This window comes from Bacteroides sp. NSJ-39 (assembly GCF_014287315.1).
Taxonomy (GTDB): Bacteria; Bacteroidota; Bacteroidia; order Bacteroidales; family Bacteroidaceae; genus Bacteroides; species Bacteroides finegoldii.
In genome coordinates this window covers 91,273-106,993 of record NZ_JACOOB010000011.1, presented here as the reverse complement: position 1 = coordinate 106,993, position 15,721 = coordinate 91,273, and the positions used below count along the sequence as shown (strand labels likewise).

At 43.3% G+C, this 15,721-nt stretch carries 8 protein-coding genes; 4 read left to right on the top strand and 4 right to left on the bottom strand.

Annotated elements, in window-relative coordinates; genetic code table 11:
* The first annotated feature begins 2 nt into the window (after positions 1-2).
* Both H8S63_RS13415 and lpxA read left to right on the top strand, forming a co-directional pair.
* A complete protein-coding gene (locus tag H8S63_RS13415) occupies positions 3-1,388 on the top strand; it encodes a TolC family protein (RefSeq protein ID WP_186927079.1) in 1,386 nt (461 codons plus the stop codon).
* Between the two features lie 27 nt (positions 1,389-1,415).
* Positions 1,416-2,186 (top strand): acyl-ACP--UDP-N-acetylglucosamine O-acyltransferase, encoded by a 771-nt coding sequence (gene lpxA / locus H8S63_RS13410; RefSeq protein WP_007756305.1) that lies wholly within the window; start codon positions 1,416-1,418, stop codon positions 2,184-2,186.
* A 198-nt stretch (positions 2,187-2,384) separates the two neighbouring features.
* Here lpxA and H8S63_RS13405 read toward each other — a convergent pair whose 3' ends face one another.
* Entirely contained in the window at positions 2,385-3,026 is a 642-nt protein-coding gene (locus tag H8S63_RS13405; protein WP_007749764.1) for a carbohydrate-binding family 9-like protein, read from the bottom strand.
* A gap of 111 nt (positions 3,027-3,137) precedes the next feature.
* Between H8S63_RS13405 and H8S63_RS13400 the strand changes: the two genes are divergently transcribed.
* Entirely contained in the window at positions 3,138-7,199 is a 4,062-nt protein-coding gene (locus tag H8S63_RS13400; RefSeq protein ID WP_186927078.1) for a two-component regulator propeller domain-containing protein, read from the top strand.
* A gap of 118 nt (positions 7,200-7,317) precedes the next feature.
* Positions 7,318-8,853 (top strand): sulfatase-like hydrolase/transferase, encoded by a 1,536-nt coding sequence (locus tag H8S63_RS13395; RefSeq protein WP_186927077.1) that lies wholly within the window; start codon positions 7,318-7,320, stop codon positions 8,851-8,853.
* 294 nt (positions 8,854-9,147) lie between these two features.
* Here H8S63_RS13395 and H8S63_RS13390 read toward each other — a convergent pair whose 3' ends face one another.
* From H8S63_RS13390 to H8S63_RS13380, 3 genes are read right to left on the bottom strand one after another with little or no spacing between them, the layout of a single operon-like run.
* Positions 9,148-10,944: an alpha-L-fucosidase gene (locus H8S63_RS13390; RefSeq protein WP_255467664.1), complete on the bottom strand. Its 1,797-nt coding sequence runs from the start codon at positions 10,942-10,944 to the stop codon at positions 9,148-9,150.
* A gap of 25 nt (positions 10,945-10,969) precedes the next feature.
* Positions 10,970-13,393: a polysaccharide lyase family 8 super-sandwich domain-containing protein gene (locus tag H8S63_RS13385; protein WP_255467663.1), complete on the bottom strand. Its 2,424-nt coding sequence runs from the start codon at positions 13,391-13,393 to the stop codon at positions 10,970-10,972.
* Positions 13,394-13,427: 34 nt separating this feature from the next.
* Positions 13,428-15,716, bottom strand: coding sequence for a DUF4955 domain-containing protein (locus H8S63_RS13380; protein ID WP_186927075.1), 2,289 nt, complete (start codon positions 15,714-15,716; stop codon positions 13,428-13,430).
* Positions 15,717-15,721 lie beyond the last annotated feature (5 nt).

The window sequence follows — 15,721 nt, the reverse complement described above, 5'->3', positions numbered from 1 at the left end:
ATATGAAGAAACAGATTCTATATATGTTGTGTGCAACTGCTCTCCTGAGCAGCTGCCACATCTATAAGTCGTATGACAGACCCGAAGATATCACAACTTCCGGCCTGTATCGCGATCCGGTAGCGGATAACGATACACTGGTTTCGGATACGACCAACTTCGGTAATCTGCCGTGGAGAGAAGTCTTCACCGACCCGCAACTACAGTCTCTCATCGAAGCGGGACTGAACCAAAATACTGACCTCTTGTCTGCTGCGCAGAATGTGAAAGCCGCACAAGCCTCCCTGATGTCTGCACGTCTGGCTTATGCCCCATCTTTGGGATTGTCTCCGCAAGGAACAATCAGCAGCTTTGACAAGAATGCAGCTACAAAAACTTATTCATTACCGGTTATAGCCAGTTGGCAAGTCGATTTGTTCGGTCAGTTACTGAACTCAAAACGGAATGCACAAGTTACTTTGAAACAGGTTAAGGCATACCGTCAGGCTGTACAAACTCAAGTAATCTCAAATGTAGCCAATATGTACTACACGTTGTTAATGCTTGACCGCCAACTGGAAATAACTAAAGAGACGGCCGAAATTCTGAAGCGCAATGCCGAAACAATGGAAGCGATGAAAGATGCAGCAATGTACAACATCAATTCAGCCGGTGTTGAACAAAGTAAAGCTGCTTATGCACAAGTACTTGCTACCATTCCTGATATCGAACAAAGTATCCGTGAAACGGAGAACGCCCTGTCTACTTTTTTAGGAGAAGCTCCTCATGCCATCAAGCGTGGCGTATTGGAAGCACAAGTACTTCCGACCGAGCTTTCTGCAGGCATACCTATTCAATTGTTATCCAACCGTCCGGATGTAAAAGCAGCCGAAATGTCACTGGCAAGTTGCTACTATGACACCAACTCCGCACGTGCCGCTTTCTATCCGCAAATCACACTCAGCGGTTCGGCAGGATGGACAAACAATTCAGGAGCAGGGATCGTTAATCCCGGTAAATTATTGGCTTCCGTTGTTGGTTCACTGACACAGCCTTTGTTCTATCGGGGACAGAACATCGCTCGCTTGAAAGCTGCCAAAGCGCAGGAGGAACAGGCTAAATTATCTTTCCAACAGGCCTTATTGAATGCCGGTAGTGAGGTTAGCAATGCGTTAAGTCTATACCAAAAGACCAGCGAAAAGGTAGAATCCAGAAAAATGCAGGTAGAATCTGCCCAGAAAGCTTCGGAAGATACAAAAGAATTGTTTAACTTAGGAACCTCAACCTATCTGGAAGTACTGTCTGCACAACAATCCTATTTGAGTGCACAGCTCTCTCAGGTGTCCGACTGCTTTGATCAGATGCAAGCTGTAGTAAGCCTCTATCAGGCACTGGGTGGTGGAAGATAAGAATAACTTTAAATATATAATACTATTATGATTAGTCCGTTAGCTTACGTAGACCCCGAAGCAAAATTAGGCAAGAATGTAACAGTTCTGCCTTTTGCCTACATTGAAAAGAATGTAGAGATCGGAGATGATTGCATCATCATGTCTTACGCTAGTATCCTGAAAGGTACTAAAATGGGAAAAGGGAACAAGGTACATCAGAATGCCGTTCTCGGAGCGGAACCGCAAGATTTCCACTTTACGGGAGAAGAGAGCAGCCTGATTATCGGTGACAACAATGATATTCGCGAGAACGTAGTCATCAGCCGTGCTACATTTGCCGGCAATGCTACTAAAATAGGAAATGGCAATTATCTGATGGATAAAGTACATCTTTGCCATGACGTACAGATCAACAACAACTGTGTAGTTGGTATTGGTAGCACCATTGCCGGAGAGTGTACATTGGACGATTGCGTTATCCTAAGTGGTAATGTAACGTTACATCAATATTGTCATATCGGTAGCTGGACGCTCGTACAGAGTGGTTGCCGCATATCCAAGGATGTACCTCCATACGTTATCATGTCTGGAAATCCGGTGGCATATCACGGAGTAAATGCCGTGGTTCTGTCACAACACCGCAATACATCGGAAAGAATCCTCCGGCACATTGCCAATGCATATCGCTTGATTTACCAAGGTAACTTCAGTGTGCAGGATGCAGTGCAGAAAATTATCGATCAAGTGCCAATGAGTGAGGAGATCGAGAATATCGTAAACTTCGTGAAGAACTCGGAAAGAGGTATCGTGAAATAATACTCACCACAGAGGACGCAGAGGACACAGAGGTTTTAAAATAAAGATAGTAAAACCTAAGATACCAAAAAGCAGATTCATGTAGATTGCATAAGTATTAATCATTGCAATATCTACATGAATCTGCTTTTATTATATCCGGATTATGTACTTTTATCTTCCTTTTTCCGTGTCCTCTGCATCCTCTGTGGTGAGAAATTATTCAAACTCCAGTGTTCCGAAAAAGTCGGGACGATGGAAATCCGGTTTCTCTATTTCTATCGGATTCCATGACAGGAAATGGGGAGTCTGCAACTCATCACCACATTTATAGAAGTTAGCTTTTATCTCTTTTCCATCAAGGGAATCAATCTGATGTTTGAAGAACACTTTATAAGGGATAATCAAGGCTACTTCCCAACCGGATTCGTCAGCCTGCTCTTCAAAAGGCACATTACCCAAACTGGACCAGCGTTGCACAAGGGCGGTTATTTCTTTCGGAGCATGTTCACGGCCATTGCGTGCAGGACCTGCACCAATCAGAATCGTTCCGATACAATTACATTCGATATTATAATACACCCCGTCATCTGCCGGTATAGAAAAGAATTCTACACAGGAGTCGGTCCATACAGAACCATTATCTTCTCCATATCTGGCACGTATACTCTCTTCCTTTACCTTAAAATGCAACAAAATAGAGTCCTGCGTGTGAGCTATGCGAAAATTTACTTTAGGCTTGTAGGGATACTCAGCCCAATTAACACATTGAATGGGTTGGAAATCAATCTTTTCTTCATCGAACAATTTCGGAAGCGAACAAGCCTCTACGTTAGCCGCACTAATTTTCTTTACTTTCATATTTCTTTCGTTTGGATGATACAAATATAGTTACTTTCTTCTAATAAGGTTCACAGAAATCAAATAAAAACGATATATTTGCCAATAGTAATACCTTAAAAGAACGAATTAGTGAAAAAAGTAACCCTTTTATTTCTGCTGTTTTTAAGCATCTCTGCAGTCCATACACAAGGTCAAAACATCACTTTCAGTCATTTGACCACGGATGACGGCCTTTCACAGTTCTCTGTCAATAGCATGTATATTGACGAAAGAGGAATTATATGGATCGGCACACGCGAGGGACTGAACCGGTATAACGGTAACGATATCAAAAGTTTTAAACTCAAAAAAAATGATCCGAACAGCCTGTTCAGCAACACAGTATTGCGTATCACCGGAAATAAGAAGGGGAAAGTGTACCTGCTTTGTACCGACGGTATCGCAGAATTTGACCTGACTACTCAGCGGTTTAAAACACTACTGCAAGGGAATGTAGACGCCATCTACTATAATGAGAAACTATATATAGGTAAAAGAGAGGAAGTTTTCGTGTATAACGAAAGTACGGGCAACTTCGACCTTTATTATCATTTGGCGGGAAAGGATATCACTTTATCCTGCCTGCATCTGGACGATAAAAAGAACCTCTGGATGGGGACAACCGGCAACGGAGTTTACTGCCTGTCGGAGAACAAAACAGTATCCCAACCTATCACAAAAGGCAATATCACAAGTATCTATGAAGACTCCTCTAAAGAGTTATGGATAGGTAGTTGGGAGGAAGGACTATACCACATAACGACAGACGGTAACATCAAAAATCTTCGGCATGACCCCCAAAACCCGAACAGTCTATGTTCCGACTTTGTCAGGAGCTGTTGTGAAGACAATGCCGGTAATTTATGGATAGGAACATTCTACGGTTTGAACCGTTATGACAAAAGTAGCGGTCAGTTCCAGGTTTACACAGCCGATGACAGCAGACCGGACGGACTCACTCACTCTTCTATCTGGTGTATTGTAAAAGACGGTCAGGGAACCATCTGGCTGGGAACTTATTTCGGAGGTGTCAATTACTTTAACCCGGAGTACGAAATATACACTCGCTACAAAGTAGGAAACACAGAAAAAGAAGGTTTAAGCAGTCCGATTGTAGGAAGAATGACAGAAGACAAAGACGGTAATCTGTGGATTTGCACCGAAGGGGGAGGTGTCAATGTCTACAACCGGAAAAGCAATACCTACCGTTGGTATCGACATGAAGAAGGGGAAAATAGTATTTCGCACAATAACGTAAAAGCGATCTATTACGACCGGAACAACGACATCATGTGGATTGGTACACATCTGGGAGGATTAAATAAACTCGACTTGCGAACCAATCGCTTTACCATATATAGGATGAAAGCAGGAGATCCTGCTTCACTGCCATCGGATATTGTACGCGATATCGTACCCTACAAAGACAAGCTGGTCATCGCCACACAAAACGGAGTCTGCCTTTTCAGCCCGTCCACAGGTAGTTGCCGACAACTTTTTAAAGAGACCAAAGAAGGAAGAAATATCGGCATGGTGGCCAGCCTTTGCTTCGATAAAAATGGTACTTTATGGATTGCGGCCACCGGAGAAGGAGTTTACTCTTATCGCTTTGATAGCGGGGAGCTGACCAATTATTCACATAATCCGGCTACTCCGAATAGCCTCAGCAATAATAACATCAACAATATTACGCTGGATAGTAGTGGCAACCTGTGGTTCTCCACTTCCGGAAGCGGTCTTGACCGTTATCGTGAAGAGAGCAATGACTTCGAGAATTTCGATGTACAAAAAGATGGTTTATCCAGCGATTGCATCTATGAAGTATTCGAATCATCTATCCAAAAAGGAAGTTTATTATTAATCACCAATCAAGGATTCTCACAGTTCGACTATCCGCACAAGAAGTTCTACAATTATGGTACGGAAAACGGATTCCCGTTAACAGCCGTCAATGAGAATGCCCTATTCGTAACCCACGATGGAGAAGTATTTTTGGGAGGTATTCAGGGAATGATCTCTTTCTGGGAGAAGAAGTTGCATTTCACACCGAAATCATATAGTATTATTCTTTCACGCCTGTTAGTCAACGGTAAAGAAGTACTTCCCGGAGATGAGACGGGAATTCTCAAACAATCCATCTGTCATACTCCCAAAATCAGTCTGAAATCAGATCAATCCATGTTCAGTCTGGAGTATGCAACATCCAATTTCATTCCCGCCAATAGAGACGAGATAGTCTACCGCCTTGAAGGTTTCTCCGACGAGTGGAACCATACATACCGCCAACAGACGCTTATCACATATACCAACCTGAATCCGGGCAAGTATACATTAATCATCAAATCGCAACGGGACGGCATCGAAGAGGCACGGCTCCAGATTCTGGTACTTCCTTCCTGGTACGAGACATGGTGGGCTTATCTGATCTATACAGTCATTACAATCAGCCTGTTCTGGTTCCTTATCCAGAACTACAATTCACGTATCAAGCTGCGGGAATCATTGAAATACGAAAAGAAGCATATCGAAGACCTGGAAGCACTGAACCAGTCCAAACTTCGTTTCTTTACCAATATCTCCCATGAGTTCCGTACCCCGCTTACCCTGATTGTAGGACAAGTGGAAACGTTGTTACAAGTACAGACATTTACTCCTAATATATATAATAAGGTATTAGGAATCTATAAGAACAGTCTACAGTTGCGGGAACTGATTACAGAATTACTTGATTTCCGTAAACAGGAACAGGGACACATGAAAATAAAGACGAGCAAGCATAATTTGGTGGAGTTCCTCTACGAGAATTATTTGCTCTTCTTAGAGTATGCAAGCAGCAAGCAGATAAACTTCAACTTCATCAAGCAAACAGATGACATTGAAGTATGGTATGACCAGAAACAGATGCAGAAAGTAATCAATAACCTTCTATCCAATGCTCTGAAACATACCAAAGCAGAAGATACGATAACAATCAAGGTGTCGCAGGAGCAAGACCATGCCATCATAGAAATAAAAGATACCGGTTCGGGTATTGCTGCTGCCGAAATCGATAAGATATTCGACCGTTTCTACCAGACCGAACATCTGAACTCATTGAACACCGGAGCCGGAACAGGCATTGGTCTGGCGCTGACAAAGGGAATCGTAGAACTGCATCACGGCACTATCCGTGTGGAAAGTGAACCCGGCAAGGGAAGCAGCTTCATCATCACCCTCAAGCTTGGGAACCAACACTTTACGGAAGAGCAGATCGTCAGGGAAGATGTAGAATCCACCATTCAGCAACCAACAGACGTGTTCGTTCCTTCGGTTGAGGTATTGCCCGATACCGAATGGAAAGAAGAAGAGAGCAACAAGCGTATTGAGGATGCCAAGATGTTGATTGTGGAAGACAATGAATCTATCAAGCAAATGCTAGTCAGCATTTTCGAAACATTCTATCAGGTCACAACCGCATCCGACGGTGAAGAGGCTTTGGAAAAAGTGAGGGAAGAGATGCCTAGCATTATATTAAGTGATGTCGTCATGCCCCGTATGTCCGGAACAGAACTTTGCAAACGAATCAAGACAGACTTTAATACCTGCCATATTCCGGTGGTACTGTTGACAGCCCGTACTGCGATAGAACATAATATTGAGGGACTGAAAATCGGTGCGGACGACTATATCACCAAGCCGTTCAATACGAACCTGCTGATTTCCCGTTGCAACAACTTGGTTAATTCCCGCAGACTGTTACAGGAGAAATTCAGCAAGCAACCGCAGGCTTTCGCACAAATGCTGGCTACCAACCCGATGGATAAGGAAATGCTGGACCGTGCTATGGCTATTATTGAACGCCATTTGGACAACCCGGATTTCAACGTCAACATTTTCGCCCGCGAAATGGGTATGGCACGTACTAATCTGTTTACCAAGTTGAAAGCCGTTACCGGACAGACTCCGAACGACTTCATCCTAAGTATACGTCTCAAGAAAGGAGCCGTCATGCTCCGGAACAATCCGGAACTGAATATCACGGAAATCTCCGACCGAATCGGCTTCTCTTCTTCGCGCTATTTCAGTAAGTGCTTCAAAGAGATTTATCACGTCAGTCCGTTGGCCTACCGTAAAGGGGAAGAGAAAGAAGAAGGGGAAGAAGAAACAGCGTAATATCCGGTATTATCAAGAGTGTACTATTTTGTACTTCAGTTGTACATTACTAGTCATCCTTGTTTTCTCAATTGTTTATCTTTGTATCAGTAACATTACCCCCTAAAAGATAAACATTATGAGAAACGTTTCACGCCTATTCCCGTTATTGCCCGGCATTGCCATGCTAACCGGCTGCAATCACGCATCTCAAAAGAACAACGGACAAAACGTTCAGAAGCCGAACATCATTTATATATTTGCGGATGATCTTGGTATCGGTGACTTGAGCTGTTACGGAGCGAGTAAAGTTAGTACTCCCAATATTGACCGTCTGGCAGGACAAGGAGTACAATTTACCAATGCTTACGCCACTTCAGCTACCAGTACCCCTTCCCGTTTCGGGCTCTTGACGGGTATGTATCCCTGGCGGCAGGAAAACACGGGTATTGCTCCCGGAAACTCGGAACTTATCATCGACACTGCCTGCGTTACAATGGCCGATATGCTGAAAGACGCCGGATACGCTACCGGTGCTGTCGGCAAATGGCATTTGGGACTGGGACCGAAAGGCGGAACAGACTTCAACAGCCAAATCAGTCCGAATGCGCAAAGTATCGGTTTCGATTATGAGTTCATCATTCCGGCAACCGTAGACCGTGTTCCTTGTGTATTCGTTGAAAACGGACGTGTAGTGAATCTTGATCCGAACGATCCCATCACCGTCAGCTACGACCACAAAGTAGGTGACTGGCCTACGGGAGAAGAAAATCCGGAACTTGTGAAATTAAAGCCCAGTCAAGGACACAACAATACCATTATTAACGGTATTCCCCGTATCGGCTGGATGACCGGAGGAAAATCCGCTCTTTGGCAAGATGAAGACATAGCCGACATTATCACTGACAAGGCTAAGAACTTCATTGCCTCACACCAGGAAGAGCCCTTCTTCTTATATATGGGTACGCAAGACGTGCATGTGCCCCGTATCCCCCACCCTCGTTTTGCAGGAAAAAGCGGACTTGGAACACGTGGCGATGTCATTCTTCAGTTAGACTGGACTATCGGTGAAATCATGCACACATTGGACAGCCTCAACATAGCGGACAACACTATCCTGATCTTTACCAGCGACAACGGTCCCGTGATTGACGACGGTTATCAGGACTATGCCTACGAGAATCTCAATGGTCATACTCCAATGGGAATCTATCGCGGTGGCAAATACAGTGCTTACGAAGCCGGTACCCGCATTCCTTTTATCATTCGCTGGCCTGCTAAAATACAGCCTTCCAAACAACAAGCGCTTTTCTCGCAGATCGACACTTACGCATCATTTGCTTCGCTTCTGAATCAGCCCTTGCGCAAGGGTGCAGCCCCCGACAGCCAGGAACATCTGGATGTACTTTTAGGCAAAAACAATACAGGTCGTGAGTATGTAGTCCAACAAAACCTGAATAACACACTTGCCATTGTTAAGGGAGAATGGAAATATATTGAACCAAGCGATGGTCCTGCTATTGAATTCTGGACAAAGATGGAACTGGGTAATGACAAGCAGCCTCAGCTATATGATCTCTCATCCGACCCATCGGAGAAAACAAATGTAGCGAAGTCACATCCCGAAATTGTAAAAGAGTTATCCGCATTATTGGAAAGTGTAAAAGAAGAATAGAAATATGAGAATAATAGATTTGTATGATTTTGCACCTATCTTGAATAATAACACCCACTACACCCATGCAAAATCCATACATTTGTAGAAAATATAAAACAGTGAATATGCGTTACAACAAAAGCAATATATCACACGATTTTTCTAACCTTATTGAAAACGTATAATAAAATCGGACTTTAATCAATTTAACCCCCTAAAAAAGAGAGGAACCGTGAGGCTCCTCTCTTTTACTTTGACCTCTGTTGAAAAAAGTTATTTCATAAAAGTAAAGAATTGTCTGCTCTTTGAACATCAGTAGGCTTCTTTGATTAGCTCTATTCTCATAAAGCGAATGTTTTTCTCACTCTCATTCTGGATATCCTCCCCAAAGAATCCCAAACGGCTAAACGTGCCTGTTGCATTCACAGAAAGTTCCAACCCTTTTGCGCCTTTCTGCTTGAAGTGTACCGTACCGATATCACTCCATGTTTCCGGGTAGGAGTTCTGGCGTACATTGGACAACTCCCCGTCTTTCTTCATCAATACGGAATTGAACGGAGTATTATCATCCACTTTCAATGTAATTCTAGCTCCCTCAGCAAATGATCTTCTCCAATGGCGACTGGTGAATACACGTACTTTGTAAGTACCCGGCTCATCAATCACACATTTCAGCTGCAACTTACCAGTACCTGCATGGAAGTTTTGTGTATTTCCACCCTCAGCAATCGTCAGACTTCCCTCTTTGCCCGGAATAATCTTACCATTTGCCACCGGAATACTGACTACATTCTCGTTCATGTAATTATCCTCGCTAAAACGTACCGGAGACTTACATACCAACTTCAGCACCGGAATTTCATCATAATTCAGATGAGCAGGCACTGTCAATACTGGATACGATTGATCAGTCACCGTCACTTTCTTACCGGAAGCAAGTATTTCTGCCTTTGTAATGGATGTCGACAAACCCTTCAATGCAATACAACGGTTCAGAGGTTCCCTCAAAAGATGCAGATAAATCACATTACCCTTATGTGTAACATACCCCCAAGGGAAGTTATCATTAAAAGGATTTCCGGTTGTTCCGTAGACAGCTTCCGAATTCTTCTGCATCCACCTTCCGATGAAATCCATTATATCAATGCTCGGTTGTGGTACGGTTCCATCCTCCTTCGGACCGATATTCACCATATAGTTCACTCCACGACTCGCACATTCTATCAATGAGCAAAGAATATCTTTCGGGCTCTTCCAGTTTTGGTCGTTCTTTTTGTATCCCCAAGTATGATTCATGGTAGCCACCATTTCCAAATCCATATTCACACGCGAACAAGGCATTTCATTGTCTCCCAATGCTCCATAATCTCCCAGATTATAACCCACACGACCATTCACAATACATTCCGGCTGTAATTCTCTGACTACATTTACAAATGTCCGACTCTGTTCTTTCGTCAAGTCAAACGGAGTGTCATACCATAACAAATCAATTTTACCGTATCGGGTAAGCAATTCCCGCATTTGCGGTAAAGCCTTTTCCCTGATATAACGGTCCAGATTCGGTTTTACTTCCGATTTCGGCTTACCATAATGCCCGTCATATTCATTCTGCATCACAGCAGCGTCTTCTTCCCGCCAATCTTGCCGATGAGAATAGTAGAATCCGACTTTTACCCCATGCTTACGGCAAGCTTCTACCAGTTCTTTCAAAGGATCTCTTTTATAAGGAGTACGCTCAATATCAAAATCAGACACCTCGCTCGGATACATACAAAAGCCTTCATGGTGTTTAGTCGTAAATACAATATAACGAGCTCCGGCTTGCTTTGCTAATTTCACCCATTCTTCCGGATTATATTTAGCTAACGTGAGTTTATCAGCCAGTTTCTCATATTCATTGTTAGGGACCTTGGCAAAATTCTGTATCCACTCACCGATGCCATCCACCGGCTTTCCATTCCATTCACCGGCAGCAACTGAATACAATCCCCAATGAATAAACATACCAAAGCGACCTTCACGCCACCAGTCCATATCTACCGACTGTTGTGCCTGTCCGCAAACAAACGCCCAACCCAACATTAATATACTTAACAACTTCTTCATATTCATACCATTCTTTCTTGATCTACTATTTCACTAACGACACATAAACAGGCATTCCCTCGGACAATACAGTCTTCAATACTGTATTTCCCGCTGCATTCTCTTCCAACATAATCTTTTGGCTTTCATCACCGCTTTTCACAGTCCATTTACCCTTCAGCTCTATTGAAGCTTGTGTAGGTGTAGTCCGCCAATTATTTTTGCCAATCGTTTTCGGACGAAGATTAGGATTACACAACGCCAGTTCCAGTCCGCTTCCACTTTTATCCAGACGTTCCATTACCAGTAACTCCGTTTTAGAAGCACATACCACTCCCGCCGATAAATTAGAGACCGGAGCAAACAGAGCGTATGCAATGGTAGATGTAGGAAGATACTTCACTATATGCACAGAATCTTGTGCAGTGATGACCTTAAACAGTTTCTCCTGCTCTTGCTTCTTGGCAAGTTCCTTCATCCGTTCGGAAGTAGTACCCGGAACAACCATAAACTGATAACTTTTCTTTTCCGGCTTCACCCCATGATGAAGATAAGCCTTTGCAGCAGTCTCCTTTCCCATTCCGGCAGCCATACCCGCTGATGAAGGAGTAGTCTGTTCACCGTACTTAATCACCAACCGGTCGTGTCCTTTCGGAACAAAATACCCGGTAGTGGTAGGAGTAACCATCCAAGCGGCAACCTGTGGTTCTATAATCTGTTCTTTTCCTGCTTTCATTATCTGTCCGTTTACAGTCATATCTCCGGATTCTTTAGATACAATAGATTGGAAAAGATTTGTAGCAGTAATCCATTCATCCGAATAGTCGCCTTTCGCCTCTATATCAGTACCAAGACTATACAACATTCCATCAACGGCAAATACAGACTTGCAGAAAGAAAGGTTAGTCGGTTCAAAACGACGACTTCCCCAACGATCATCCTGATCGAAAGCAGCCGCAAAAAGGCCACAGTCTTTCCAAGCCAATGCTCCTGCAAAATTAGTCGTTGTTGATTTTTGGTCGAAACGGTCAGCATCATTTTTATTAGGCGTCATTTCCTTCCAATCCGTATAATGTACAGTAGTACTTCCGGGCATCATATTCCAGTCCCAACCGGCACTCTTCTTTTCTTTATCAGCGGGATAACCACACTTGGCAAGTCCACCTTCATAAAGTATTTCCAGCGTTCCATGACTTTGGTATCTGCCGAACCGGTTGGTTTTATTATATATCTCTCCACCCCAGAAGTTAGTAGTCGGACAACGCATCACTGCCAGCCAATTACCCTGTCTGTAAACTCCTGCCGGGCTGAAATTAAACTGATAAAAGCCATCCGCATTCAGTTCGGGAGCATTCTTATACTTTTTCGTCTTATAGAAATAATTGTAGTAAGAAGCTAATTCCTGATCATACGGAATCCCTAGCACATCTCCTCCCACTTCAATCAATGTCTCAAACAATTGTCGCGAGAAATTAATCCCCAAACCGGTAAAAGGGTGTCTGCCCGCCATACTATTCGCAAAATAACGGTCTTTATCCGATTCAGAACGTACCGCCATCAAATAAATACTAACCAAAGCTTTGCTCATCCGTTGATACGCCTCCTTCTCAATACGGAAGGAAGTGCCTTTCAGCCGTCCCATATATTCCACCCAAGTGCGATATGAATACATATACCCGTTATAATGGGTATTATGATGAAATCCTGTTCCGTCAGGTTTCAGTATATCATACCCGCTAGGGCTGTACTGGGTACATCCCGACAGGAAATGAGAGAAAGCGGTTAAGTCCTTGATAGCTTGTTCATCATTCGGGTTATGAACCGCACAAATAAACAAATGCGGAAGAACATTATAAATATAGTCTGAGTTCACCTTCAGTCTCAACTCTTCCGCACTGAGATATAATCGGTCCGCCTCCAGCAAATTCCACACAGCAGCAATTAACCGACTTTTACGTACATCGTCACATACAGACAAGGCACTCAAGAAATCTGCCGGAACTCTGCGTACATCATTATAGTTACTATATTTATATTTGGGCATACGCTCTATAACTTTCTCCGTAAAGAGAAAATCCAAATAGAGATTGAAACTTTCTTCCGCATCTCCTCCGTCACGTTCAGCAGCAAAGGCCAACACACGTACCGTTTTGGCAATATCCCGTCCTTGCTGAAGAGTCACTTTTTCTTTAAACGGTGAGACTCCGGTAACAGTCTTTTCATCGTCCCGTTCCAACTGCCATAGCTGTACTTGCATCAAAGCGGCATCTATTTCCCTTTGATTCGCTTTCGGAGCAGGCAGTTTATATTTCTTCCTAAACTCCTTTAACTCTTTTTTCTTCACTTCCACATCAGACACAGACACTTCCGTCTGTGCCGAATAGTTTGTGCGGACATTACTCATAGCATAAGGAGACATAAATATCCCTGCACAAAATGGCAATAGACCGACCCAGTTCTTCAATTTCATAATCATTTATTTTTTATAGTAGCTTTCTTTATACCTATTTCAATGCTTTCAGCCAATCAGGTACAAAACCTAAACGATGTTCCAATTGTGCCTCATACAATGATTCCGGCTCTACCGGAGTGCCATGACTTTCATCAAGCTTCACCTGCTCCTGTACAAAATTCAACGGATCGCCATGAAAACCGACAATCGTCGGAGGCAAGAATTTCCATCCTTTAAAACCGATGCGCCACCAGTCGAATACTCCGGAAGGAGCAGAATTACCACTCGCCGTTCGGGATCTCTCCGAATACATATTCCAGATAGTAAGATCATCCAAATGATTGGGCAACTGATCATAATCACCTCCTTGACGGAATTGCATGAACCCACCCTTACAAGCATCTATCAATGTGGCACGAGGTTGTGTGGCATGAGACTCGAAGCAAGCGTCTTTCCCCCAATGCACACGCCAAATAACAGCTCCCATACTTGGTTTGGAAACACCGCAAGCGTGATATTGCCCAACACCCTCTTCACGGGTATTTCTATCGTCAATCAACAATCCATCCGTACGGTCCGTCACCTTACCGATAAACACACGCGAAGAACCTGCGGAACGGATAGCGGAATGTCCGCGATTACCATCTATCGTGATATCATAAGCCGACACATTGGCACTATTGATAATGGAAGTAGCTTCACTCACACTTGTAAATTTCACACGTCGCATCCATGAATTAGTCAATCGAACCATGTTCAATGGCTTGTATGCACCATCGTCCTCCCAAGTGCCATGATGTTTGAAATCATCTTTTGCCTGTCCCACAAAAGACAAATCCTCCACTCCCACTTCTTCATAATGCGGATACCGATGAATCTCCCATTTCCAACGTGCTTCCACTTCATGCATAATCGGCTCTTTAAAAGTAATACGATTACCACTTTTAGCTATAATCTGATGGAAATCCTGTACCTGCACCCCCTTCTCTATTATATTAGTCATCGTTGCCTCCGCCTTATATGGAGACAATTCTTTATCTACCAGTTCAGGAGTATTATCCTTTAAATACAGACACACCCAATCACCCTTGTTCAAACCGGTCGCATCATCTACTTCTACCACATAGGTACCTTTTTTTGCGTCAGAGGCTACTGTGCACATCTTGCGGGTATCCGAATTATGTTTCAGTTCAAGCATACATGGAGATGAATACATCACCTCTGTACTTCCGGGCAAATTAGGAGTCGCCATAATCAACTTAGTCTTATCCGGACCGTCACCTTTAATAACCAAATGTCCGCCAGTAATAGGAATACTATAACTTGTATTATTCCCTTTACTATCTGTTGCATACGTTTTTCCCGCTTCCGGCTCTCTCATACCATTATCGTCCTCATTATGCAACACATACTCTCCTTCAGGGAAATAGATCACAACACGGGCATTCGGATTATTGCCATTTGTATCATTCTTGCGGGTCAGATTCTTCTCTTGCAAAATATCAATCAATGCAGCCCGAGCTGTCAGATTTTTCGCATCCATCCGTTCTTTCACATTCATCACCTCATATCCCAAAGAGAAGCCATCTGAAGGAGCTACTTCCCCATGATGATATCCGGCATACGAAAAATCGAGCAGAACATTATCCGAAGTTCCTAACACAAATTTATTCCAAGCTTCAGTAGTACCTTTTCCCAGCACAACAGAAGTTATTATCAACTCTCCACAACACAAAGACAAACCGACAGTCTTATTTTTTTCATCAGCGACAAGTCCATTCATTAAAGAATAAGCAGCCGATGTAGTAGATATAACATCTACCGGTCTACTAGTCAGTTGCTTCCATTGCATCCCGTTGAATGACACTTCCCAATAGTTCTTTTCATTTAGCCTCAACCGTGGTACAAATGTCCCTTTTCCCGTTTTGGCAAGGGCAGCTACCGGCTCACCGTTCACGTCAGTCAGTATGTCCTCCGTATTATAGAACTCGTATATCCAATATCCTTCTTCATTAATCCCCAATATGGGAATTTCCTTTTTTTCGTTTTTCTCTACCTCTGGATAGATCCTTAGAATATGACCGTTCTCCAACTCCATTACCCAAACGTTGTCCTGTTCTTGGAAATAAGTGAACACCCTCAACTTTCCATCTGCCAACTGCTGCATATCAGCAATATCCTGATTCATTTGTGCAATATACGCAGCAACCTCCGTCTCCGGAATCTGCCCTTCGATATATTCTTTTGAGTCTTCATCCTTACATCCAAGCAACAGCACCTGTGATATAATCATACTTATCACAGGTGCCATTTGCCGGAATTTCTTTACGAAATTATTCATTTATT

Bases quoted from the DNA above. Each gene is read 5' to 3' on its own strand.
- H8S63_RS13395 (WP_186927077.1), top strand. From the start codon at position 7,318: ATGAGAAACGTTTCACGCCTATTCCCGTTATTGCCCGGCATTGCCATG.
- H8S63_RS13405 (WP_007749764.1), bottom strand. From the start codon at position 3,026: ATGAAAGTAAAGAAAATTAGTGCGGCTAACGTAGAGGCTTGTTCGCTT.
- lpxA (WP_007756305.1), top strand. From the start codon at position 1,416: ATGATTAGTCCGTTAGCTTACGTAGACCCCGAAGCAAAATTAGGCAAG.
- H8S63_RS13380 (WP_186927075.1), bottom strand. From the start codon at position 15,716: ATGAATAATTTCGTAAAGAAATTCCGGCAAATGGCACCTGTGATAAGT.
- H8S63_RS13390 (WP_255467664.1), bottom strand. From the start codon at position 10,944: ATGAAGAAGTTGTTAAGTATATTAATGTTGGGTTGGGCGTTTGTTTGC.
- H8S63_RS13385 (WP_255467663.1), bottom strand. From the start codon at position 13,393: ATGAAATTGAAGAACTGGGTCGGTCTATTGCCATTTTGTGCAGGGATA.
- H8S63_RS13415 (WP_186927079.1), top strand. From the start codon at position 3: ATGAAGAAACAGATTCTATATATGTTGTGTGCAACTGCTCTCCTGAGC.